At 47.6% G+C, this 23,923-nt stretch carries 24 protein-coding genes, 1 pseudogene and 1 riboswitch; of the genes and pseudogenes, 7 read left to right on the top strand and 18 right to left on the bottom strand.

From position 1 onward, the window contains the following. Positions 1 to 221: 221 nt before the first annotated feature. The gene (locus tag EDM21_RS23330) at positions 222 to 2,549 is read right to left on the bottom strand and encodes an ABC transporter permease (protein ID WP_157338775.1); all 2,328 of its coding nucleotides are present in this window, start codon (positions 2,547 to 2,549) and stop codon (positions 222 to 224) included. Beyond that, positions 2,549 to 3,251 (bottom strand): annotated as a pseudogene (locus tag EDM21_RS23325) (ABC transporter ATP-binding protein). Before EDM21_RS23325 ends, EDM21_RS23330 begins: the two are co-directional and overlap by 1 nt. A gap of 496 nt (positions 3,252 to 3,747) precedes the next feature. Here EDM21_RS23325 and EDM21_RS23320 point away from each other — a divergent pair. Beyond that, on the top strand, positions 3,748 to 4,047 hold the full coding sequence (locus tag EDM21_RS23320; RefSeq protein ID WP_157338774.1) for a hypothetical protein: 300 nt from the start codon (positions 3,748 to 3,750) through the stop codon (positions 4,045 to 4,047). A 127-nt stretch (positions 4,048 to 4,174) separates the two neighbouring features. On the opposite strand, the gene EDM21_RS23315 is transcribed toward EDM21_RS23320, so the two are convergent. The 8 genes from EDM21_RS23315 to EDM21_RS24680 form a co-directional block, all read right to left on the bottom strand. Further along, positions 4,175 to 4,729 (bottom strand): DNA-3-methyladenine glycosylase I, encoded by a 555-nt coding sequence (locus EDM21_RS23315; RefSeq protein ID WP_201280826.1) that lies wholly within the window; start codon positions 4,727 to 4,729, stop codon positions 4,175 to 4,177. Positions 4,730 to 4,768: 39 nt separating this feature from the next. Beyond that, positions 4,769 to 5,617, bottom strand: coding sequence for a TatD family hydrolase (locus EDM21_RS23310; RefSeq protein ID WP_235918339.1), 849 nt, complete (start codon positions 5,615 to 5,617; stop codon positions 4,769 to 4,771). A 76-nt stretch (positions 5,618 to 5,693) separates the two neighbouring features. Then, a complete protein-coding gene (locus EDM21_RS23305) occupies positions 5,694 to 6,464 on the bottom strand; it encodes an ABC transporter ATP-binding protein (RefSeq protein WP_157338772.1) in 771 nt (256 codons plus the stop codon). A 15-nt stretch (positions 6,465 to 6,479) separates the two neighbouring features. Continuing rightward, the gene (locus EDM21_RS23300; RefSeq protein WP_157338771.1) at positions 6,480 to 7,241 is read right to left on the bottom strand and encodes an ABC transporter permease; all 762 of its coding nucleotides are present in this window, start codon (positions 7,239 to 7,241) and stop codon (positions 6,480 to 6,482) included. Beyond that, on the bottom strand, positions 7,238 to 7,531 hold the full coding sequence (locus tag EDM21_RS23295; protein ID WP_166542154.1) for a thiamine-binding protein: 294 nt from the start codon (positions 7,529 to 7,531) through the stop codon (positions 7,238 to 7,240). The genes EDM21_RS23300 and EDM21_RS23295 overlap by 4 nt, the downstream gene beginning before the upstream one ends. Before the next feature lie 46 nt (positions 7,532 to 7,577). Continuing rightward, entirely contained in the window at positions 7,578 to 8,597 is a 1,020-nt protein-coding gene (locus tag EDM21_RS23290) for an ABC transporter substrate-binding protein (RefSeq protein WP_157338770.1), read from the bottom strand. Between the two features lie 71 nt (positions 8,598 to 8,668). Further along, positions 8,669 to 8,781: riboswitch (TPP riboswitch) on the bottom strand. A 97-nt stretch (positions 8,782 to 8,878) separates the two neighbouring features. Further along, positions 8,879 to 9,727, bottom strand: coding sequence for a patatin-like phospholipase family protein (locus EDM21_RS23285; RefSeq protein ID WP_157338769.1), 849 nt, complete (start codon positions 9,725 to 9,727; stop codon positions 8,879 to 8,881). Positions 9,728 to 9,946: 219 nt separating this feature from the next. Then, positions 9,947 to 10,087 (bottom strand): hypothetical protein, encoded by a 141-nt coding sequence (locus EDM21_RS24680; protein ID WP_166542153.1) that lies wholly within the window; start codon positions 10,085 to 10,087, stop codon positions 9,947 to 9,949. A 243-nt stretch (positions 10,088 to 10,330) separates the two neighbouring features. Between EDM21_RS24680 and EDM21_RS23280 the strand changes: the two genes are divergently transcribed. Continuing rightward, a complete protein-coding gene (locus EDM21_RS23280; RefSeq protein ID WP_157338768.1) occupies positions 10,331 to 10,648 on the top strand; it encodes a hypothetical protein in 318 nt (105 codons plus the stop codon). Between the two features lie 98 nt (positions 10,649 to 10,746). Then, entirely contained in the window at positions 10,747 to 11,376 is a 630-nt protein-coding gene (gene udk / locus EDM21_RS23275; RefSeq protein WP_068774759.1) for a uridine kinase, read from the top strand. A gap of 139 nt (positions 11,377 to 11,515) precedes the next feature. On the opposite strand, the gene EDM21_RS23270 is transcribed toward udk, so the two are convergent. Continuing rightward, entirely contained in the window at positions 11,516 to 12,718 is a 1,203-nt protein-coding gene (locus EDM21_RS23270; RefSeq protein ID WP_157338767.1) for an MFS transporter, read from the bottom strand. A gap of 82 nt (positions 12,719 to 12,800) precedes the next feature. After that, the gene (locus EDM21_RS23265; RefSeq protein ID WP_157338766.1) at positions 12,801 to 13,367 is read right to left on the bottom strand and encodes a hypothetical protein; all 567 of its coding nucleotides are present in this window, start codon (positions 13,365 to 13,367) and stop codon (positions 12,801 to 12,803) included. Between the two features lie 229 nt (positions 13,368 to 13,596). Between EDM21_RS23265 and EDM21_RS23260 the strand changes: the two genes are divergently transcribed. Continuing rightward, positions 13,597 to 14,712 carry an aminopeptidase gene (locus EDM21_RS23260; protein ID WP_157338765.1) on the top strand — a complete coding sequence of 372 codons (1,116 nt, stop codon included), beginning with the start codon at positions 13,597 to 13,599 and terminating at the stop codon, positions 14,710 to 14,712. A gap of 259 nt (positions 14,713 to 14,971) precedes the next feature. Here EDM21_RS23260 and EDM21_RS23255 read toward each other — a convergent pair whose 3' ends face one another. The 3 genes from EDM21_RS23255 to EDM21_RS23245 all read right to left on the bottom strand — a co-directional run bounded on the left by EDM21_RS23255 (position 14,972) and on the right by EDM21_RS23245 (position 18,814). Continuing rightward, entirely contained in the window at positions 14,972 to 16,036 is a 1,065-nt protein-coding gene (locus tag EDM21_RS23255) for a hypothetical protein (RefSeq protein ID WP_157338764.1), read from the bottom strand. A 186-nt stretch (positions 16,037 to 16,222) separates the two neighbouring features. Next, the gene (gene infC / locus EDM21_RS23250; protein ID WP_157338779.1) at positions 16,223 to 16,714 is read right to left on the bottom strand and encodes a translation initiation factor IF-3; all 492 of its coding nucleotides are present in this window, start codon (positions 16,712 to 16,714) and stop codon (positions 16,223 to 16,225) included. 384 nt (positions 16,715 to 17,098) lie between these two features. Beyond that, positions 17,099 to 18,814: a L,D-transpeptidase gene (locus EDM21_RS23245; RefSeq protein WP_157338763.1), complete on the bottom strand. Its 1,716-nt coding sequence runs from the start codon at positions 18,812 to 18,814 to the stop codon at positions 17,099 to 17,101. A gap of 265 nt (positions 18,815 to 19,079) precedes the next feature. Between EDM21_RS23245 and EDM21_RS25285 the strand changes: the two genes are divergently transcribed. Continuing rightward, entirely contained in the window at positions 19,080 to 19,211 is a 132-nt protein-coding gene (locus EDM21_RS25285) for a hypothetical protein (protein WP_268893105.1), read from the top strand. A gap of 133 nt (positions 19,212 to 19,344) precedes the next feature. Here the strand turns inward: EDM21_RS25285 and EDM21_RS23240 are convergent, their stop codons facing one another. Together EDM21_RS23240 and EDM21_RS23235 are read right to left on the bottom strand one after the other, a co-directional pair. Further along, positions 19,345 to 19,722 carry a PH domain-containing protein gene (locus tag EDM21_RS23240; RefSeq protein ID WP_157338762.1) on the bottom strand — a complete coding sequence of 126 codons (378 nt, stop codon included), beginning with the start codon at positions 19,720 to 19,722 and terminating at the stop codon, positions 19,345 to 19,347. An 88-nt stretch (positions 19,723 to 19,810) separates the two neighbouring features. Then, positions 19,811 to 20,872, bottom strand: coding sequence for a DUF3900 domain-containing protein (locus EDM21_RS23235; RefSeq protein WP_157338761.1), 1,062 nt, complete (start codon positions 20,870 to 20,872; stop codon positions 19,811 to 19,813). A 195-nt stretch (positions 20,873 to 21,067) separates the two neighbouring features. On the opposite strand from EDM21_RS23235, the gene EDM21_RS23230 reads away from it, so the two are divergent. Together EDM21_RS23230 and EDM21_RS23225 are read left to right on the top strand one after the other, a co-directional pair. After that, the gene (locus EDM21_RS23230; RefSeq protein WP_157338760.1) at positions 21,068 to 21,319 is read left to right on the top strand and encodes a hypothetical protein; all 252 of its coding nucleotides are present in this window, start codon (positions 21,068 to 21,070) and stop codon (positions 21,317 to 21,319) included. A 252-nt stretch (positions 21,320 to 21,571) separates the two neighbouring features. Continuing rightward, positions 21,572 to 22,978, top strand: coding sequence for a hypothetical protein (locus tag EDM21_RS23225; RefSeq protein WP_166542152.1), 1,407 nt, complete (start codon positions 21,572 to 21,574; stop codon positions 22,976 to 22,978). Between the two features lie 265 nt (positions 22,979 to 23,243). Here EDM21_RS23225 and EDM21_RS23220 read toward each other — a convergent pair whose 3' ends face one another. Beyond that, positions 23,244 to 23,912 carry a uracil-DNA glycosylase gene (locus EDM21_RS23220; protein ID WP_157338759.1) on the bottom strand — a complete coding sequence of 223 codons (669 nt, stop codon included), beginning with the start codon at positions 23,910 to 23,912 and terminating at the stop codon, positions 23,244 to 23,246. Positions 23,913 to 23,923 lie beyond the last annotated feature (11 nt).

Genomic DNA, 23,923 nt, shown 5'->3' with positions numbered 1-23,923 from the left:
CTTGAAAGCGACCTTCGTTATTGCTCTTACTCAGCATTTTTTACACCTCGGCTCACCGTTTTACTTACTAATTCGATAAAAAAGCCTGTAGACCCTGCTCCTTGCGGAACTTTGTCTACAGGCTGAAAGCACACCCGATTTATCAGGTATGCTTTACTTCTTATAAAAATATCGTTCTTGCTTGTCCCTTCCGTATAGAGATCAATAAAACTTCTGCTTTATTATTCGATACTTTTTAATGATTCGATCATACTTATGTTGGCTACTTTTCTCCTCAGCAGCAGGTTAGATACAATCGTAAGGAAGAACGCAAGAAGAACCGAAATCAATAGAATGAAAATATTTAATTGATCCGGTATTTGTTGATGGCTGCTGGACAGTGCCTTTACGACATTTGTATACATATACCCGCTTATCGGTAAAGCTACAACTACTGCAAACGTGGTCAGTATGATGTTTTCAAAAAATATAAGTCTGTTTATTTTGTATTTTTGGTAGCCTAACACTTTAAGGGTTGCAAGTTCACGGTTCCTCTCATAAATATTTATGGAAGAAATCGTATATATGGCGCCAAAGGAGAGTACGATGGCACAAATGATGAACATAATAAACACAAAACTGTTTTGATTCACTATATATTGAGCGGATTTCTTCAGATCATTCTTGTCTGTAATTGTGTCTACTTGAGGATCTTGTTCAAAATAGGCACGAACGTTCGCAAGATCTTGCGGGCTCTCTGCTTCTACTAAAAGCGAGGTGGGACTGTAATTGATGTCAAAACTCTTTAAGTAGGCGGGTGTGGAATAGAACGCGGGATTTGAATACTGGGTAGATATATGTAGAACGTTCATATCTATCGTTTTATTATCAAGCTCCGGTGCTGTGAACTTTACCTGGATGGTATCCCCTTCTGCAATCTGATATTTGTCGGCGTAAGATTTGGGAACCAGCACACCATGATTTTCCAAAAACAACTTCTTGTCATGTTCGTCAAAGAAATGAATGAGATTGTTTTCTTTTTCCGTAACGACTAACGTGGCTTTTTCTTTGTTACCATCTTTTAAGAATTCAACTGGAAAGGCTGCTAAATCATAACGATTTGAAATCCCGGAAGGCCGTTTAATCGAGTCAAAAGATGTTCCCCTCGTATAATCGACTCGCAAATCATAGGAATAAACATCTTCAACCTGGCCAGCTACTTTTAACAAGGCTGATTGCGTACCCAGAGCAGTTATTAACAAAGCCGTGCTTACTACAATACCGACTGAGCTCACTAATGCTTTTTGTTTATTTAAAAATATATTTCTCAAAATAAGTTTATAACTATAGGAAATGCGCGTCCATAAACCCGGAATTCGCTCAATCCATATCTTTTTCATCGTCTTGGGCGGTTTAGGACGCATAGCCTGGGCTGCACGTTCTTTCAGTATTTTTCTGCCGCTTAAATAACAGGACAGGAGTCCAAAGGCGCTGGAGAATAGGATAGGAGGAAGGAAAGAAAAAATAGAAAGTGAGTATGTAACGTCCGGCAGAGAGAAAGACCTTGCACTGGACGTAGTTACAAAAGGAATAAATACAAACGCAGCAACGATAGAGCCCAGAAGTGAGCCTGCGATACCGGCAAGCACAGGGTAGCCCATGTAATGAAGCATGATATTTCGGTCTTTTATACCCAAAGCCTTCATAATCCCTACTTGATTTCTTTGCGAATCTATAATCATGGACATGGTAAGAAACAGGATAACAGCTGAAATTAAAAACAGAACGAAAGGGACAACCTTACTCATCAACCCATTATTTTGAATCGTTTGATTGATTTTGGAGTAAGCGAAACTCCGTTCTTTACTTACTTGATCCAAATAGGTAAGGTGCTTGGTTTGTGCTTCAACGGTTTTACCCAGTTGGTCAATATCCGTACCTTCTGCAGCATCAATGATGAGTTCATTATAGGATAAACTCCCTGCGATTAGGGGTATAGCTTCTTCGGCTATATAAGCTACCCCGTAGGTTTTATGGTCTTGCGTTTCGTTCTTTTTTACATGTTCGACATTTTCACCCAAGGCGCTGATTGTAAACGTAAAATCCTTCTCATTCGCACTTATGCGGATCTGGTCGCCGACACGATACTGATGTTCATTGGCATAGCGGGAATCTACGAAGATCTCATCCTTTTTTGCCGGGATCCGCCCCTCCATCCTAAAAAGCGTATTAATTTCATTTTGCACCGGGATCGAATGAATTTTTAAGGAAGCTTTGTAATCTTCAAAGACCTGTACGGCATCAAAGGTATAACGTTCTTCAATTTTCGTAATCCCTTCAATTCCGCTCAAGTCCGCCACATCATCTTTCGTAATTTGCTTATAATATACATTCAAGTCGCTTAAATTATGTTCTTGAAAGTAAGCCTTTGTATAAGCGCTAAGCTTATCACTGTAAGTTACCAGCCCCGCATAGAAAAAAGCTCCTACTGCGATTATCAAAACCAAGGCCATAAATTGTCCGAGCGATTGTTTAATATCCCTAAGTAATTTCACAAATAATTTCATCATCACCACTCAATCCCTTCAACACTTTGTTTGTTCTCGTTGATCGTAACGCTTTCGATCCTCCCGCTCTTCACCTTAATCACTTTATCGGCCATAGGAGCAATAGCGGAATTATGTGTGACCAACACAACGCATTTTTTCGTTTCCCTGTTCAAATCCTGAAGAAGCTTTAAGACGGCCTTGCCGGTCACATAATCCAAAGCACCTGTCGGTTCGTCACAGAGCAGAAGCAGAGGATTTTTGGCAACGGCTCTGGCGATCGCCACTCTTTGTTGTTCTCCTCCGGAGAGCTGGGAAGGGAAGTTGCGGAGCCGCTCCTGTAATCCGACTTTATGTAAAATATCTTGAGCATCCAGATGATTCGTACATACTTCAGTGGCGAATTCAACATTTTCCAGAGCGTTTAAATTCGGAATTAAGTTATAGAATTGAAATACAAAACCTACTTTCTCACCCCGATACTCTGTTAACTTTTTTTCATTGAATGTAGTAATTTCTTGATCACCAACAACTACTTCCTGAAGAAGCCGTATCCATACCGCCGAGTATATTCAGAATCGTACTTTTACCCGCACCGCTTGCGCCCAAAATAACGACGAATTCCCCCTCTGATATAGATAAATCAACACCATCCAATGCCTTAATCGGCACTTCTCCTATTGTGTATTCTTTCGTTACTTTTTTAAATTCGATTAACTTTTTCACTTCTTACATCTCCTCGTAAACTATTTTTAAAGCTTCGTCTCAGCACATTCTCTTCTCTGGGCGATTTAATGAAACTGCTTAATGACTGCCGAACTGAGGTGGCGGTGTCCGAATTGTCGCCATGCCCCTTATATTCATGTTCCTCCCATTTATGGATATGAACATCTGCGCGATAAAGTTGATTATACGAACGCAAGTCAAGGGGAACAACCATCTCCAGTCCATCCTGCACCTGGACCAAAGTCGGGCTCAAACAAAAACAGCACTCCTTTCCCGTGCGGGAAGAAGTGCTGTTTTGTTTTATACACAAGCTGGAACTTGCAGGGGGATTCGGTCTCCGATCCGGAGAATTATACGGACTTTCTTGCCTATAAATAATTGCCCTTTTAAGAAAAAATATGGAAAAAGATCTTCACATCCGAACAAACGTTTGGTATACTTATAACAAACATTCGTTCGCTTATCTGAAGATAAGCGGCCCAAGGAGGGTCTTGCTATGAGTCTGTGGAAAAATGTCCGCTTCATCGAACGCGATTTTTGGTTTCAGAAAATGTTGAATGATACAGATTCTCTTCGTCCATGGCAGATCGACAGCTTGCTCGGTGAGACGAATGCTCAATGGGATGACCTGACTTTCAAATTTTTTGCTGACGGTTCCGTCACAATAATAGATAACGATACAGACAGCCGAGTCTCACCCCGTGAGCTGAAAGGAGCAGCGCTCGATTTCTACATCCGCAAACGCATTGAATTTATTAAGGCCAGCTTGGAAGAGAAAATCCTGTTGTACGCTTGATTACTTCATCGCTGTTCCGGTGATAAAGAAAGGGAACCCGGCACTCTATCCTGGTTCCCTTTCGATCCTTCTTATCTACATTCATCCGAGCTTTGCCCCCGTCTATCCCCTGCCAATTTCCTGCTTTTCATTCCGAATATCTGAAACAAGATGTCAAATGGTCGTCGACCATCCCTGTAGCCTGCATATAGGCATAACAGATTGTTGTACCGACAAACGTAAACCCTTCTTTTTTGAGCGCTTTGCTCATAGCATCTGATTGAGCTGTTGATACAGGAACTTCCTGAAGGGATTTCCAATGATTCTTTACGGGTTCACCACCGACAAACTGCCAAATATATAAGGAGAAACTTCCATATTTCTCTTGAATATTCAAAAACGCCTGCGCATTCTTAACGAATCCCCGTACCTTAAGACGATTACGAATGATACCCGGGTCATCCAATAATTCAGCGATTTTCTCTTCATTATATTGTGCAATTATAGCTGCATCAAACCCATCGAATACTTGCTGATAATACGCTCGCTTCTTCAGGACCGTATACCAGCTTAAACCGGCCTGTGCTCCTTCTAAGCAGAGCATTTCGAACAACTTCCGGTCATCTTTCTCCGGTATGCCCCACTCATGATCGTGATAATCTATATACAACTGGTCTTTATTTACCCATCCGCAGCGGTTCATTTCCATCTCCACTCAGTACCTCCGGTTTAACTTTTTCTGCTAATCCCTATACTCACCGATCCTGTAAAATCGGCTGGTATTTGAATAAATACGGGCTGCCGTTTCTTTGACGCCCATTCCTTTAATGGCGGCAACATGCCTTACAACATCCGCCACCATAACAGGATGAGTCATTCTGCCTTTGTACGGACCTTCAAAAGGCCAAGGTCCGTCGGTTTCTACCATAATCAAATCCAGCGGATAAACCGAGACGAGTTTTTGAATGTCCTCTTCATAGGCAATATCCGGAGTAACGGATATAGAGTACCCCGAATCTATCATCCGGTTAACCGTCTCAACCGGCCCTTTAAACCAATGAAAATGTGCACGTTGTATGTGATACTGCTGCAGCAAGTCTATTACGCGTTCGGCGTCCTCATATACGGCATGAAGAATAATAGGCTTATGATGGCTGGCTGCCAAACGAACAAACTTCTCCAGCAAATCATAGTAAGGCTGGAGCTCAAATGAACGCTTTTGTGATTCGGCTTCCTTCCTCCTATAGTAAGGCAGTCCCACTTCGCCTACCGCCACAGCATTCCTAATATGTTTCTCCATCCATACCAGAAGTTCCTGCTGCTCTGCTCCGTCAGGGAGCTCCTGCTCAGGATGAAAGCCATAAGCTGGCCGAATCAGGTTCGGATAGTTCTCCGCAAGCTCTTTAGTTGTGAGACTGGAAGCAAGATTCATTGAGACAGCGATAACAGCGCGTAAGGCCGGATTGTCTGCAATGTCTTGAATCATGACTTTTCTCTGCACCTCTTCATAGAGATCAAGGTGAAGATGAGAATCAATGAAATGCATCTTTTCATTCGTCGTGAGGTCTTGACCACTTAACCTATCTTTCATAATGCAGTCTCCTCCTTCCTAATATTCTTTTCTCTGTTCCATGTACAAAAAACCGCGGAACGCGGAGTCTGATCTATCAGCCTCCACTATCCACGGTTTTCAGCAAGTCATATAATTCTCTTCTCATGCGGATAAATTCGGGCTTTTCCGGAAGATGCTCTGAACGCGGCCTCTCGAAAGGCACCTGGACTTCTCTCACAATTCGAGTCGGTTTGTTAGAAAGCACATAAATCCGGTCGGAGAGCAGCAGCGCTTCCTCCAGACTGTGTGTGATAAACAATACCGAGCGTTTATTCCGTTCCCATATATTGAGCAGCCAGCGCTGCATATCCTCACGGGTAAGAGCGTCCAGCGCCCCGAACGGTTCATCCAGGCACATGAGTTCTTGCGGACTTAATAAAGCGCGCAGGAAGGACACACGCTGCTGCATACCACCGGACAGTACGCCCGGGAATTCACGTTCATAGCCTTGAAGTCCAACCTTGCCCAGCCATTCTCTGGCCAACCGCAGTGATTCGTGCTTGGGCAAGCCGGCTATTTCGCGTGTCATAATGACATTCTCCTCGACGCTTCTCCAAGGAAACAGAGAAGCCTGCTGGGGCATGTAGCTGACCAGCCCCTTCATTCCCGTTACTTCTCTGCCATCGAGGCAGATGGCGCCGGACGTCGGCTGGATCAAACCGCCAATCAAGTGGAACAAGGTAGTCTTACCGCTGCCGGATGGTCCCAGAATGGTAACGAACTCGCCTTCTTTCACATGAAGATCAATCCCGTCCAGCACTCTCACTTCGCGTTTGCCTTGTACCGGGAAAGACTTAGAAAGGTTCTTTAATTGAAGCTTGGTCATGCTTGCTCACCCCTGTCATGATTTAGCCGTCTTCCAGCGAACAATCCATTTCTCAAGCAGAGCAATTGCACCGAACAGCAGAAGACTAAGGACGACGATCAGGACTATCGCGACGAATACCCGGTCGGTACGAAAAGATGACTTCGATAAGAGCATAAATACACCGATCCCTCTATCCGAGCCAAGCCATTCCGCGATTACGCCGCCCATAACACTGTACGTCGCCGAGATTTTCAGGCCCGAGAAGACAGACGGAAGCGCGTAAGGAAGTTCGAGCTTCCAGAACAATTGGCTCCGGCTGGCTCCAATCATTTGCAAATACCGGTGCATGCCTGGATCCGGATTGGATAATCCCCCGAGGGTGGCCACCGTTACCGGAAAGAAACAAACGAGTGCAATGACAATAAGCTTAGGCAGGATTCCGAAGCCGAACCAGATCATAAGCAGAGGGGCAAGCGCAATCGTTGGGATGTTCTGCGACAATACTAGCAGCGGATAAAAAGCTGATTTCATCCCGGGTATCACATGAAGTACACAAGCGATAATAAGCCCGAGGACCGAACCAATCGAGAAGCCGAGCAGCGTTACCGTGACCGTGTGACTGATATGCTTGCCCAGCAAAGGAGCCTGGCGAATACCTTCTTCTATGATCGTAAGCGGAGCTGGAAGTCTCCATGTTGGTGTGCCTGCTATCATGACGCCAAACTGCCATAGAAGCAGCAGAAGGATGGCCGTAAGAAAAGGCGGCCATCCTTTGTTCCAGATCGAACGGATCATGAACGGTATTTTTCCGTTAAGCGATCCATCGATGCGCCTTCAGGATTGTAATAAATTTTGACTTGAGAAATAACACTCACGCTTCCGATCTCCATCATAGCTTCATTCATTCTTTTGACAATGTCGAGCAGCTCGCCAAGCTCGCCTTCCATCGTCGTTTCTAGAGGATGAACTTCATACGGAACGCCGGACTGCTGAATAACTTCTATAGCGCGGTCTACATAAGGAATGACGTCCTCGCCGTTCTTGGTTTTAGGAATAATTTGAATGCTGACTAGTGCATTAGCCACTGTGAAATTCCTCCTAGCTGAAATTGATGAATTTTACTGCTTGATACTATGAACCGGACGGCAGGAACTGGTTTGTGTAAGCTTTATCCGCATCCAGAGCCTTCTCCAGAAGATTGTAGTCCTGCATCCATTTGGCATAGTTCTCCCAAACTTCTTTCTTCTGTTCCCCCCACCGCGGCGCATCGTCCTTATACTTGGGACTCAGCCACTTCTGGCTGGCAAGCACGAGATTCTTATCCAGTTCCGGAACGGCTTCCGAGAGTACGGCAGCCGCCTCTTCCGGTTGGTCGATTGCAAACTGGTAGCCTTTGGATGCAGCTGCGAGGAATGATTTCACGAGTTCAGGTTTATCTCCGATAATTTTCTCACTTGTAGCCAGAACAGGTGTATAGAAATCCAACTGCTTGGAATACTCCGTGAGATATACCATGTTGATCGGTTCTTTGCGGAGCTCCGACTCAATGCCCGTCCATCCGTAATAAATCCAGGCAAAATCAATATCCCGTTTTACCGCTGTGAAGAAATCAGCTTCCCCAATGTTAACGATCTTAACTTTGGAAGGGTCCGCCTGATTATTTTTCATAAGAGATTCAATCATGGCATTCTCGTTCGGAGAACCCCATCCTCCATATACTTTGCCCTCAAAGTCTTTGGGCTTCGTAATATTCTTGGCTTGCGGTGAAGCAAAACCGGACGTGTTATGCTGAATAACTGCCGCGATGGAAACAATCGGCACCTGTGCGGTTCTTGCCAGAGTAATTCCTTCCTGGTTGCTGACGCCGAACTCGGCCGCTCCGGAAGCAACCATAGCATCCGCTCCGCCGGCCCCGGGTTGAATGATGTCCACATTAAGACCCTGCTCCGCAAAATACCCCTTGGCTTGGGCTACATACAAGCCCGTGTGATTCGTGTTCGGTGTCCAATCCAACACGATCTTAATATTCGTGGCAGGTGCTGCCGCTGACGGCGTAGTTCCCGGAGTTGGCTGACTTTCTTTGGCTCCGCAGCCCGATAGTGCGACCAGGAATGCTGCTGCAATTGCTGTTGTTCGGTATAACCGTTTCATAGTCTTCTCCCCCTCATTCTTGCGGAGCAAACATCAAAAAGCGCCCCCTGACCGGGAGCGCACTCAAAGACTACGAGAAATCGTACGTTTTCCTACGCTGGCATTATCCAGATCAGGTTGTAAGGGTCAGTATCTTATGGGATACAATCTCAGCCGGCCAATTCCAGCACCCCTGCTTTTATTCAGTTGTCCGCATTTGCTGGGTTAATTATAGCATACCACCCGGGTTTGTCTAGACAATTTAACCAAGCATCCTGCTTGCCGCCCGCAGACTAAGGCAGTTACGCCAGCCATTCGCGCAGCCTGCCCGCCGTCTGGCTGGCATCTTTGTAGCCGAGATCGTGAAGGGCTTCCAGCTTGGAGGAATCTTTCTCCATGCGACCCACTTTAACCTGGGCAGAAGGGCGGATGACGAGTACTTTCCCCTCATCTTCCATCCGCTCGATATCTTCCAGAGTCCGGTTGTACACGAGACTGCGCTCAACAAGAGCACGGACCAGCCCGGGGTATCCCGGATAGAACCGCTGAGCAAACCACTGCTGTTTGAACGGTTTCTTGCGGTAGCCTCTCGGACGCGTCAATATAATGATATTGCGTTCATTGCCGTCTCTTATCGATTGATGAATCGGGATAGGCGCCGAGATTCCCCCATCAAACAACGTACGATTATCATGTTGTACCGGCTGGGAAACAAACGGCAGTGAGGAGGAAGCACGGATAAGGGACAGCGTCATATCCAGCGCTTCATTTTTCCGGTAAAATACCGCCTCCCCGCTGATAGCATCTGTTGTGCCAATCACCAGCTCGTTACCTCTGCCGTAGAATGTTTCAAAATCAAACGGCACCAAATTCTGGGGAATTTCATTAAAAATAAAATTCATCCCGAAAATACTGCGCTCCCGCATTAAATTCCGGTAACTGATATATCTTTTGTCCGTAACGAAGCCGATGGTTACTTGTTTATTCCGTCCAGGCTGCCGGGATAGATAAGAGGCCGCGTTGCACGCGCCTGCCGATACTCCGATTACATAAGGAACGTACCAGTCGTTCTCCATAAAATATTCCAGAACACCAGCGGTATAGACTCCCCGCATGCCTCCTCCTTCAAGCACTAAACCAAGTGAGTTCATCTCTTCTCACCCTCCTGTCGAACCCAATTATTATCCAATATGATTAGCATACAACAATTTTAGTTATAAACAAAATCCGATGGACACGCAGGGAGTGAATCCAGCTAAGCATACCTGGCTATCCTCATAGGATCTCTCTTTCTTTCGTACAAATTTACTTTTACAAACAAATACAGACACTACCCACTAAAGGATAGCGTCTGTTTCAGCAAAGAATATCTAAGTCTGTTCGTTTTTATCGATTTCATTGAGATTGGGCGGATAAACCGATGCTTTACGTGCATTCAAAGTCACGATTTCTTCTTTTAATCGGCTTTTGTTCTGCTTGTCGTCAATTTTGCTGGATTTGTTAAACGGCATTGAGAATCACCCCCGGTCCGCCACATTGCTAATAGGGTGTCCCAAAAGCTACCCCTCCATTACATGCCCAAACAATAACAGATGATTGAGTACGATCAACCGCCAGAATTTCTGTCGAAAAAGCGCTTGCTTTATCATTTTCTGCGCTTACCCAGGAAATATTTCTGCTGCGGGAAATAGACGATTGAAGCATGAAGAGGATGCGAATTGCGCATCGTAAAGAACAAAGGAGGTTGATTCAATATGGTAGAAAGTCAGCAGCATCAACAATATATCGAGCACGCAGTAGAAGCCGCGGATGCCGCAATTCTGAACGCACAAGAGGCCGAACACGAACTGCAGGGCGCTATTACGCTTGCAGACCCCGTCGCCATACAGCGGGCTCAGGCGAAACTGGGTTCAGCGAAGCGGCAGGTCAGAGAAGCCCAGGGCCAGATTCAATCTTATGATTCACAGAAATACGGCCAGCAATTGGAACAAACAATCCAACAGCTTCATCAGGCTGCACAAGATCTGGAAGCGTCCGAAGACAAATTCCATACACCGCGGCAAATTCGTTAAGCATTGGCTCCGAAAGGAGCTTTTCTTTATTGAAAAAAGCCCATACTGTGATAAACTATTCAGGTACAAATGCTTATCAGGGAGGGCCATCATCATTTATGTTAGTCATTGGAATAGCCGGGGGAACCGGCTCGGGAAAATCTACGGTCGCCCGTTCTATCATACACGAACTCGGGACAAAGAATGTCACCTTAATCTGTCAAGATAATTATTATGCGGACCGCAGTGAATTAACCATGGAAGAGCGAGTTAAGATCAACTACGATCATCCGCATGCATTTGAGAACAAACTGCTGCTCAAGCATCTCGGCGAGCTGCGCCTCGGCCGCGAAATTGAGGTTCCGATATACGATTTCACCCGTCATGCCCGTTCCTCAGAGACTCTGCTTGTGCAGGGGACTCCCATCATCATTATTGAGGGCATACATGTTCTGACGGACGAAGATCTGCGCGGGGCTCTGGACATCAAAGTATTTGTCGACACCGACCCCGATGTCCGAATTCTGCGCCGCATCATGCGTGATACTCAGGAAAGAGGACGCTCGCTGCAATCCGTATTCGACCAGTATTTGACGACGGTCAAACCGATGCATGATGCCTTCATCGAGCCATCCAAGAAATACGCCGACATCATCATTCCCGAAGGTGGGGAAAATGAAATCGGCATCCGGCTTCTGACCACACTGACGGAGAGCTACATGGATACACTTTTGGCGGAAATAGACTGACCTCAGCACCTTCACAAGAATTAGTCTGATTTCGATATAAACAAAAAAGAAGACCTGGACGCAGTTTTTGCGAATTCAGGTCTTCTTTTTGTTTGTTGTTCTCCCGGTGAGTCGAATGGTAGGTGTCAACTGAAGACAGCTATAGAGCGCTGCCCTCCATCTCTCCCCCTGTCCCCCGTCTTCGCTTACCTTTGAAAGCAAATCCGCTAATCACGAAGATTAGAAAAACCGAGCCCAGTGTGTAGAACAGGCTGCCAAGCGAGATATACTGCAAGCCCAGTCCGCCCAGATTGGGCCCGATTACACTGCCCAGGCTGAACAGAATGGAGCCGATCACATTCGCGGACGGCAGCAGATCACGCGGCAGCAAATCCGCCGCATAAGCCAGGCCCAGCGAGAAGAAGGACCCGATCATTCCTCCCGCGGCGAATAGAAGAAGTCCGATTCCGAGCATGGAATTGCCTGCTAGAGGCACAGCCATGAAAGCTGTGCCCCCGCCAACTGCAGCGGCCAGCAGCACTGGCTTGCGGCCGATCCGGTCGCTGAGTATTCCAAGAGGCAGCTGAAGAATCAGGCCGCCTATGCCGACAAGCGGCAGAAGCATCGACACCGACGTATCGGTAAGGCCCATCCGCAAACCATACAGCGGGAAACTTCCGTTCAATACGGCTTCCGTATACCCGTATAGAAAAGTCGGGATGAGTGCAAACCAGGCTATCCGGACCGCAGTTCCGTATCTTTTCTTAGCAGGCGCCTGCTTGCCTCCTGTCTGAAGTGGCTGCTTAGGAAGCTTCGTAAGCAGCAAAGCGACCAGCAGGTAGAACAAGGCCACGATAACGAAAGGGGCAAACCGCCCAAACGATAGCAGATTAATCCCTGCGGGACCTAAACTGAATCCGATTCCGTATGCCATTCCGTAGTAGGAGATATATCGTCCTCTGCGATCGGGCGGTGCGGATGTCAGGATCCACAGCTGCGTCGTATAATGCAGGATGGAATTGCCGAATCCGATGATAAACCGGAGAAGAAACCAGAACGCGAGATTTTCCCACACAGGAAGCAGCACTAATGCCGCCGTCTCGAGCAGGATGCACGCAATGAGAATTCTTTTGAAGCCAAGTGCAAGCAATATCCGTTCCACAACGAACATCGACACGAAACTGCCAATATACATGGAAGCGGCATTAAAACCGTTCAACCCCGGAGAAACCCCGCTGGATTCCAGCATGATCGCAAGCAGAGGAAGCAATAGTCCCTGGCTTAAACCTGAAATTATGACAACCAGCAGCAGAATAAGCAGGCGGCGTGTCGGTGTCATCGTCTCTGAGGACGATCCTGTCATGATGCCTACCCCCCATGCGTAATGAAAACAACTCGACTATTGTACCATCTGCTGCTGCGATTGTGAATCAACCTATGGTTTATTAATTCCCGCCAGCTTCTTCTCCATTTTCTTCCATGAAATCCATCCGGTCTGAGTACGAAAGCAATTTGGACGGAAGAGGTACGCCAAATCTTTTCCATACAAGCAAACGGACTTCCCTGATCCAGTCTTCAAACCCTTTGTAACCGGCAAACAAAACTGCATAATGATCATTCATCATGACAAAATAGGGAGAGGTGTATTTGTCCGTCAGAAAGCGGAGCGAAGTATCCACCGGGGTGTATTTCTTGCGCTTTCCTTCCCAGGTATCGATTGTAATCCTGCTTTCTCCGGCACCTTTCCCGCCTGCTTCTTCCACCAGCTTCTCCAGGTTCTTCACCCGCTTATAATAAGGAACGGCGCAGGCGATACTCATCCGGCGGAGACTATCTTCGTGCTGGGGATACAGAACAATTTTGTTAAATTGGCGCTGCCGGGCTAATTCCAGAACGATTGTCAATTCGTGATCTGTCCAATCCTCAAAAGTCTCAAACACAAGAAGTGTGCCGCGCCGTTTTGGCTGCTCTTCCTCATAACCAAACGGAACCATACTGTTGCCGCGAGCCATCAGACCGCCTCCTTTTCTTTTTTTCATTTTACCCCGAAGTGAAGAGAAGGACACATAAATGATATTCAATTAGGAAAAAGGATTTTTTCGACCAATGGTAGAATAATTATTCCAAGAGGCACTCTACAACCGGAACGAAGCTTCATCATCTGTACCAAATGTACTATAATAGATGTGAAGCATGACCGCGAATGCAGTGCTTATCCCAACTAATAAGGAGTTCCTGTACATGAGAGATCCACGAATGGTTACATTTGCACGCAATATTATCCGCTACTCGGTTGAACTGAAAGCGGGCGAAAATATTTTGATCGAACTCATTGGAATTAAAGATCCCGAGCTTGCGAAATGCTTTATTGAAGAAGTATACGCAGTTGGGGGCAATCCGATTATCGAGCTGCGCGATCCGGCCATTAACCGCAGCATGATGCTCGGAGCTACGCGCCAGACACTGGAGAAGAAAGCCGAGCTGGAGCTTAACCGCATGAAAGAAATGCAGGCGTATGTCGCTGTCAGAGGCGGAGATAACGTGACCGAAACTGCTGATGTGCCCGAAGACCGTCTCAAGCTCTATATGAGCGTCTATTCCAGACCTGTAACCAATCAGCGTGTTAACCATACCAAATGGGTTGTGATGCGTTACCCGAACGGATCGATGGCTCAGCTTGCCAATACAAGCACGGAAGCCTTCGAAGATTTCTACTTCCAAGTCTGCAATCTGGACTACAGCAAAATGGAAGAAGCGATGGAACCCCTGGTCGAGCTGATGAACCGTACAGACAAGGTCCGTCTTGTATCCCCAGGTACAGATTTGACTTTCTCAATCAAGGACATTCCTGCAATCAAATGCTGCGGCAAACGCAATATTCCCGATGGAGAAGTTTACACAGCTCCCGTTCTCAATTCCGTTAACGGAGTTATCTCTTACAATACGCCAACCGTTTACTCGGGTACTTCATTTGAGAATGTAGTCCTGAAGCTGGAGAACGGCAAAATTGTGGAGGCGACAAGCAACAATACCGCGCGTATGAATGACATTCTCGATACGGATGAAGGCGCACGTTATATCGGCGAATTTGCCATCGGCGTGAATCCTTATATCCAGCATCCGATGAAGGATACGTTATTCGATGAGAAAATCGACGGTTCCATCCACTTCACCCCCGGCCAGGCCTATGAAATTGCCGACAACAGCAACCGTTCTTCCGTTCACTGGGATATCGTGCTGATTCAGCGTCCTGAATACGGCGGCGGCGAAATCTGGTTTGACGATGTTCTGATCCGTAAAGACGGCATTTTTGTTCTTCCAGAACTGCAATGTCTGAATCCGGAGAATTTGAAATAGACTTCACCCTGTTTCACAAGAGCCCGCATCCTTACTGCGACGGCTCTTTTTTCGTTTCCATGGGCTTTGCAGGCAGCTGGTTGTTGTCCCTTGCTGCTCATGAGGACCAAAAGGAAACTACAAGCGTAAGGTAAGTATAGAATCCATCACAGAATCCATCACATGTAATTACTTCAAAAAAAGAGCGGGACTAAGAGAGGATGATCCTAGATCCTAGATCCTCCATCTACGCCCGCTCTTCCTTTCTATTCGATTACAGCTAATTCAATTCAATTACATTTAATTGAGCTTCACCTTCATGTTTCAGAGGATCCATCACGGAGAAACCAAGGTAATTCTCGCTATTAAACAATTTGGAAGTAGTTAATTGATGACTTGATATTTCCAGTACTTTACCACTCTCAAGATCTAAAGAAAAAATTTGGTACATAGAATATCTATAATAAAGTTTGTTCCCGCGTATAAAAGGGGTGTCTAACGTAAGATCCTTGTCCTGCGCCTCAATGAAATGTTTGATTTCTCCGCTATTTTTATCTGCTACGTATAATTTCCCTATTTCTGTCCAAACAAACCACTTATCATCCGCCGTAAAATCTACAACGCCTGTTCCTTCTTTTAATATTTTGGACTTTTGACTAAGATCATACGGATAGAAGACAATCTCAATTTGTTTATCGTCTGCCGATGCTGATTCTTTATTGAAGGACGTTTGCTGCACCAGAATTCCTTCTTTTACAGGGCGTTGGAGCACCATGAATATTCCATCTCGTTTATCCGATTGATCGTTTAGTTGTTCTGAAGCAATGGTATCCATCTTTCCCTTAATGGGATCAAATACGACTAAACTGCTTGTAATGATTTTGTCCTCAATTGTTTTTTTAATCCATGTAACCATGTTATCTTCCATTCTTAAGACAGGAGGCTGGAGTTCAAGATCAAGGTATCCTTGATCCACGACTTTAACTTGTTTAGTATCCAAATGTAAGGTTTTGATTTCCCATTCCTTTTTCTTTTCGTTACTTCTATTATATTCGACCCAGTAAAGATTATCTTTGACCCCAACCAGTGAATTAATGATTTTTTTATTAGGGGCATCGTAAATTTTATTGAACGTTTCTTCCCCTCTATTCATTACTCCGATTGAACTTTGTGCCTCCTCACTTTGATCATATTCAAAAGCAATTAATGTATTATTAATATAACTTGCTGTAATAAATGTGGAGACAAATTCATTGTTTTTTATCGGGTAATTTTGTACGGAACCAGCCGGGGCTGCTTCAGATTTAATATCGTTTTTCTTAACCATATCTTCACTTTCATACACTGGCATTTCTTCCCTGTCATTCTTGGTCATGTTTGAGGATGGGGGAACAGAATCCTTCAGAACATAAATTATGCCCCCTATAAAAATGAATAGTATGACCAAGGATATCCTTATACGTTTCTTCAGAATCGTCACCCCCCGGCTAAGATTACTTTCTTGAACCATCCACACAGAAATTGTATTGAATCATGTTCGTATCGGATTAATTTTAACCGCAGCCTGTTTGCCGCTCACCTGAATCCCTGTTTCTTTAGTGCCTGCAGCTGCCAAATCTTTAAGCAAACGCTCCAGTAAAGCTTTAGCTTTCGGTCCTTCTTTCCCTTGAATACGGACCACCAGCTGTACAGCGTTACCCGAAATCAGCAGTTTCTCCGCCTGCCTTTGCTTCGTTTCGTAATCGTGGTCCTCGATATTTACAGTCAGACGAAGTTCTTTTACCTTGAGGGGTGCCCCGCCCTGACGCTGAGCTTGCTTTTCCTTCTGTGCCGTTTGTTTAGCCATTCCGCGGGCAACAAGCTGGCAAGGGGGTGGACTCGACATTAGCGAGGTACAAACTAAATCCGCTTTTGCTTCTTTAGCAGCCTGCAGCGCTTCTTCTCGTGATACAATCCCGAGCTCTTCTCCGTTTAATCCGGTTAGCAGAACCTCAGCGGCTTTGATTTTTTCATTTGTAATCATAGGTGACCTCCAATAATACGTGCTGGACATACAAAGATCTGCTGTTTGTGCTTGGAATTTCAGTATAGAAATAGGAACTCTTTGTATTTTAGTGGATTTGCCGGTTAAAAACAAAAGATAGTTACAAATACGGCCAGCAGGAGTCCACAGTGACCTTGTATTATTGGAAAGTATCCCACACCCATCAGAGATCAATTTGGAGAACAATCTGTTCATTCCAATCAGCTTTATCATAAATTTGCTCCATAAAAAGTGCAGAAAAGGAAGCGGTGTGTAAACTTGCTCCTTTTCCTGCACAGTCTCTGTCTCTTTCATTCAGCAATTCCTTACTAGCGTTTGCCTCCCGCCGCTGACCAGGTGTTGTCAGGCATGCGTGAGTGTACGCTAACCCAGCCAGTGAAAAACTTTGCCTGGGGCCTGCTCCTTCACCGGAGGGAGCTGAGCAGGCCCCAGAGCAGCCGCAGCGGCCGCAAGCTCGCCTCCGTGCCCGGAGACCGGCCGCTTCAAGGCCGGCCCGCCGGGCTCGTCCAGCGAGGCGACCACGTGCACGGCGGCTCCCTTCGGCACGAGGGCGAAGAGCGCCAGCATCTCGGCGTCGTCCACACGGACGCAGCCAAGTGAGCGGGCGGCGCCCACGGAGGCAGCGTCCGCCGTGCCGTGCACCGCGATGCTGCCGAGCCCGAGAGCCGCGGCGCCGTACACTCCCGGCGCCCTGCCCGCCGGAGCGAGTACCCGCTCCAGCACCGTGTACGTGCCGCCTGGCGTCGGAGACTCCGGGCGGCCGATTCCCGCGCGGGACGTTAGTACCGTCCCACTGCCGGCTTGCAGCAGCAAGCGGCGCTCCCGCTTGCTTACGTACACCTGCACCGGCTCCAGCGGAACGTTCGCCGGTGCGGATAGCGCTGCTCTGACGGGCTGGGCGACCGCCAGAGCGGCAGCCGGCAGGTTCGGGCGCAGCGCCGAACCTGGATCATCAGCGGCAGGTGTGTACACCCATCCGCCTCCGCCGTCATAATAAGGGCTTACGCGATTCGAGCCCGTCAAGACTTCTTTTGGCAGAAAGCTTAAATAATTATCCGGGTAGCTTCGTAATAGCAAATCAAGAGATGCCGGATAAGTGCCGCCATGGTCTGCAGCATAAGCTTGCAAAGCGGTCCGGATAATCTGAGCACCTGCCACCGTAAGTGCCTGCGCCTGCGGAACTCCTTCACCTATGTAAGAAATCTGAATGGATGAACGAAGCTGCGGTACATATTCAGCAGCAACGAATGCATTCTCAGGGTTTGCCAGGCTGCTTAGCGGATAAGCTTGCCTCGGTCCCAACTCTTCGCCGATAACTTGTCCGCCTGACAACCCTTGTGTAACTGCACTGCCGGATTGCTTACCATCTGCATGAAACCCGTATAGTACACGGTTCTGGCGAGAATTCTCTTGTACAAGCCGGTTCATTTCACGCAGCAGCTCGGACTCGATCCACTCCGCACCAGCACCCGCCGGAAAATACATGACATAAGGTATATCCTTATCGGGCGCCGGCATAGAGGCATCACCACGCACAGAAGCAGCTTCTGTGGAGAAGCTGCTTCCTGTTTCTTGAGCGGGTTTGCCGGAATCACTGCCTGCGGCAAGTGAGGAAGCAGCCGCAGAGGCTGGGGCCGATGCCGCAACAGAGCTGTCCTCCCCCGCACTGCCCAGCAGAGCTGCCAGCAGAATGAGATTAATAAGAATAAGCGCATACAAAAACATCCGCAGGAACCGGTTGAACTTGCCTCTGGTCACCACTTCCAGTTCCGTTCTGGCCTCCTCCAAATCTGCTTGCTCCTGAAGCGCCAGATCGCGAAGCGCTCTGTTGGCTTCGTAGTAATACGGTGACGGAGAGGTTTTCATTACTTCCTGATAATGAAACATCGCCCGGCTGGTATTACCCTGTTCACGGGCACGCTCGCCCATTTTGAAATGGGCTTCCGGAGAGGTCTTGTCCGCATAGCGGATGACTTTATCGAAATACTGCGGATCTCCCTTGCTGATGAGCAAGTTTTTATTCAAGCGCACAAGCTGCGGTTCCAAAGGATGCGAAAATCGTTTCTCCGATCCTCCCATTCCCGACCTCCTGTCTACCTACCTGCGATATTTTTCCAAAACTCTTTCGATACATATTGTATCAACAACTATACATTTTGTATATAAAGATTTTACACTCACAAACATTTTCTGCAAGAATATAAGAGCGCAGTCCATCAAATCCAGTCGAATAAAAATCGGCTGCACATGTACATATAATGGATGATCCATCAATCCGGCCGACTGAACGGCTATGGTATGAATTTGACCGCACTCAAGCAAACTAATATCGGAGGTGGATGCTATGTCAGGAAGAAACAGTAAGCCCAAAAATCGCGGTCCAGCCAGTCAGCCCGGCCGACTGGACCAGTTCGGCGACAAATTGTCGGATAGCAAAGGCCCGGAGCCAAAGCCAGAGAACGTTTGCGGGGAATAAACTGATTCCAGCCAGCATGATTCGCTTCTTCACAAGGCAAAAGAAGCCTGCACGCCATTGGCGCGCGGCTTCTTTTGTTGTTAACTCAAGTGTTGTTACCTCAAGAATTTATAAAAGGAATGCCGATTCTAACTTAACCCAGAATATGCTGACTTAGAACGAAATACACTTCATTGATGTTCGCGCTTTTATTAAACTTTTTGACGATCGGTTCCGCGCTTCCTGTCAGCCAAATTTTAAGCTCGGCGTCCAGATCAAAAGTACCCGCGCTTTCTTTGGCGAAACGGATAATGCTTCTGTAAGGAATGGATTGGTATTCGACCTTCGATCCCGTCACTCCCTGTTTATCAATTAAAATTAGCCGCTTGTTCGTAAACACAAATCCGTCCCGGATAACTTTATATGCCCGCTCCACTCGTTCATTCGCCAGCAGAAACGGTTCGAGCTCCTTTTGCAGCTTATCCGGCGTTAATTCCGTTGCATTTCCTAATAAAGCATCCAGCAAGCCCATGGTTCATCCATCTCCTAAATAAAGGGTTTATCTAATTGTATCATCAGCTTCCCCTATCTAGAATCCCCCTTGCTTTAAAGGGCCGGATTTAATCTCCCTCAGCTGCCAGCTGCTCCAGCTTAGCCAGTACAGAATGCAAATCTTCCGGTTGAAGCAATTCAATAGGAGATACACCTTTTTCGAAGTGCAGGGAGCTTCCGCTTAACAAGACTACATATTGATCTCCGAATTTGGCAAAATGTACTTTGCGCCCGTAGTCCGCGAGCTTGCCCTTGACGGCCAGGTGATCCAGCTTGAATGCCATCCCCAGATCCGGCTGCTGGTCGACCAGATGATTGGCTGCTTCCATCACAAGTTCCGGCGTCCACTTCTCCTGAAGCTCGCGTTTGTCACTCGCTGCCCACAGCTCCAGATCACGCTCCTCCGTCTCCCTGAGCTCCGGCTGGGCTACGAGCGTTTCTTCAATGTGCTGCTGAACCATGTTGTATACCTGATGATTAAGCAGTTCGGGCATGGATTTCTCGTATTCAACGAATTTAAGCAGATCCTCAAAATATTTGGCATGAGAAGGCTGATGAATCTTAAGCTCCCATTCTTCCAGCATCCCCGCTTCCGGCATATACGGATACTGGATCGCCTTCATATTCTTCGCGTTCACAGCCATTTCCACCTCATGCAGCAGGCTTGACTCATCCGTAATCCTTGCAATTTTGGGCTCGAAATCACATTTCATGACAAAGACAAACGGCTCGTCAAAATACTGCGGCAGCTTCGCGCTCGCAATAATTAAAGCTCCTGTCCGCACGGAACTCGTCTGAATATAAGCTCTGGCCACTTCATCGCTTTCCTTGAAGAAATCATCCCGGTTCGTAGCCGCTCTCAGCCTGGCAAACATATTATAATTCGGATTCGTCTCCAGTCCGCAGCCCGGCTCTGTAATGAAACGCCCGATTTTGGTCGGTACCTGTTCGGATTGCGGATTGCGCTCCACCTTGCGTTTGGCGAGTCTGGCGAATTCTCCCCCCAGGAATTGTTCCAGCGAACTGCCTTCATAAGCATAGCCGTCCAGCGTCTGGAAATGACGGTAGGCTTTGCCTGTCCCGTCGTCCTTTATGACAAAAAATGAGATGTATTGCACATCAAAATTCATGTAAAAGTCCCCTTTATTCGTTAACCTGTTGTCTAACCTCTATTGATTGTAGCGAATCCTGTGTTTTTTGACAAAAGAAACTCGAATGCCCGAAAAAACTTTACACAGAGATGTGATAAATCATCTAATGGCACTGTCTATATACATAGAACCATTACTAATAGGACTGACTAAGAAGTTGGGGTGTAGGATGAGATGATTTATGGAACGAGACTACTGGAAACCGATATTGAATTGTTTGCTGCTGCATTAACTCGAAGTGAAGTGTATATTTGGGGAATGGATGGCAATGACGTGTACGTCCAAATCGGATGCGGCTACATTGAAAAATACAACAAGGAGCAAGTGAAAATCCGCTCCAGCATCCAGAACGGTTCAACCGTATACTCCCGTGAAAAATGTGAATTCAGCTCCAAAGTCGAAAGCAACAACGAAATGCCGAGATAACCCCCGCTTCTATATTCCTGCCCACACCAATAGAGAAAAATAGCTGACCCTATATAAAAACAAAAGCAAACCGGTTTGAAGCCCCGCAAGGCTTTCATGACCGGTTTGTTTATATTTTAAAGGCCCTTTCTACGCCTTTGCACAGCCGCATCTTAGCCTTATATGGTTAGCCCCCGCTGGCGTGAACCTTTGCTGCAAGGATGCATACATTGTAGCAATGCAGGATATCAGCCCAATGACGGAGGGATTCTCGTGGGTGTAGAGCTGATGGGTGTGCATGGTGTCTACGTGCTGTTTATTGCGCTTATCATCGGATTTATGATTTTCCGTAAAGATACAACGCCGATTTGTCTAGCCGGTATTCTGCTCATCGGTCTGGCCGCCACCGGATCGGTGAGCCAATCCGTCGGGGGGATTTTCACAAGCTTAATCTATGCCATGAAAGAACTGCTGCCTACGATCCTCGTCATCTCAATCATTGTCGGCATGAGCCAGGTGCTTTCCCTATCGGGGGTAAGCGATACCATGATTTCTCCGGTAACCAGGCTCATCCGCAGTCCCGGAGCCGCCTACTGGATCATCGGTATCGTCATGATGGTCGTGTCGTGGTTCTTCTGGCCCTCCCCTGCTGTCGCATTGATCGGCGCAGTCCTCCTCCCCGCTGCCATTCGCGTCGGTTTGCCTGCGATAGGAGTTGCAGTTGCCATGAATCTCTTCGGCCACGGCATAGCACTTTCCGGCGATTTCGTCATACAGGCGGCTCCCAAATTAACGGCTGATGCAGCCGGCCTTCCTGTCGGCAGCGTTATCACTGCCTCCATCCCCCTCGTAATTGTGATGGGAACGGTTACGACGGCGCTTGCGTTCTGGTTTCTGCGCAGCGACCTCAAGCGAGGTGTTCTTAAGCCAGCCAGCTCCATGAAGTCAGCGGTTCCCGGAATCAGCGGCTCTTCCATGAAAGGAGCCCCGCTCCTTCCTGTGAAGAAACGGAGAACACTCGCAGTTCTTATTCCGCTTCTCTTCCTAGCCGATATTACAGCCATGTACGCTTACCGGCTTCAGGGCGGAGAAGCAACCGCTTTGATCGGCGGAACGGCGGCCCTCATCCTGCTCGTGGTCGCGTTGCTGTCTCACCGGCAGGACGGGTTCGGCAAATCCACCTCTTATCTGGTGGACGGTTTCCATTTCGGATTTAAAGTATTCGGTCCCGTTATTCCCATCGCAGCGTTCTTCTATCTCGGAGACGCCGCGCTGCCGGAGCTGTTCGGCAACGTCCTGCCGGCAGGCTCCCAGGGCATTGTCAATGACCTGGGCTTAGCGCTGGCACACCTTGTGCCGCTGCAGCCGGCAGTCAGTGCTGTCACACTGACTGCGGTCGGCGCGATTACCGGCCTCGACGGCTCCGGTTTCTCGGGAATCTCGCTGGCCGGCTCTGTCGCCCGCCTGTTCTCGGCGGCCCTTGGAGCCGGGGCAGAGACTCTTACCGCGCTCGGCCAGGTAGCCGCTATTTGGGTGGGGGGCGGCACGCTCATTCCATGGGCGCTCATCCCGGCCGCTGCTATTTGCGGCGTCGATCCGTTCGATCTCGCGCGCCGCAACCTCAAACCGGTCTTAATCGGTCTAGCGGTTACGACTGTGGTCGCCATCTTCCTGATTTGACCTGTGAAAAGCTTAAAGGCACCTCCGCTTTCAAAGGAGGTGCCTTGTAAGTTGTTGTTGTAGTTCTGTTGCTGCAGTTCTGTTGTTGCTGTTCTGGTTGTTGTTGTTCTTTTGTTGCTGTTCTGTTGTCGCTGTTCTGTTACTGCTGTTATGTTGTTGCTGCTCTGTTGTTGCTGCTCTGTTGTTGCTGTTCTGTTGCTGCTGTTCTGCTCGTGCATCTCAGCCCGGATAGTACAAGCCTGCATATCACAGTCCGTTTATCCCATTACTCCAGACACCAGTCGACCGGAGACAAGCCCTTCTCTTCCAGCCAGGCATTCGCCTTGGAGTAGGGCCGGCTGCCAAGAAATCCGCGGTGCGCGGAAAGCGGACTCGGATGAGGAGAACGAAGAACTCCATGTCTGCTTGTATCGATAAGCTTTATTTTGGACTGGGCATGGCTGCCCCATAAAATAAATAATACAGGGTCCGTCTTCAGGCTGATCGTTTCGATCACTTTATCCGTAAAAGTCTCCCAGCCTTTGCCTTTGTGGGAGTTAGCCTCACCTGCACGCACAGTCATGACCGTATTCAGCAGCAGCACGCCCTGATCCGCCCATGGCTTCAAATAACCGCTGCCAGGCAAATCACAGCCGAGGTCCTCTCGCAGCTCCTTGAACATATTCCTCAGGGAAGGAGGCAAGGGTATGCCGGGTTTAACGGAAAAGCTCAAACCATGAGCCTGTCCCGGCCCGTGATACGGATCCTGCCCCAGAATAACGACTTTAACACTCTTAAACGGTGTATAATTCAGCGCGTTAAAGATATCTTTTCTCTCCGGATAAATCGTATGCTCCCTGTATTCCTCCGCAAGAAATTGCATCAAGTCGCCGTAGTAAGGCTTCTCGAATTCAGCCTGGAGATATTCCCTCCAGTCATTAATCAGCTCACTCATAGCGATTCCTC

It is taken from the genome of Paenibacillus lutrae (assembly GCF_009757775.1).
Classification (GTDB): Bacteria; Bacillota; Bacilli; order Paenibacillales; family NBRC-103111; genus Paenibacillus_F; species Paenibacillus_F lutrae.
This window is presented reverse-complemented; position numbering and strand designations above follow the sequence as displayed.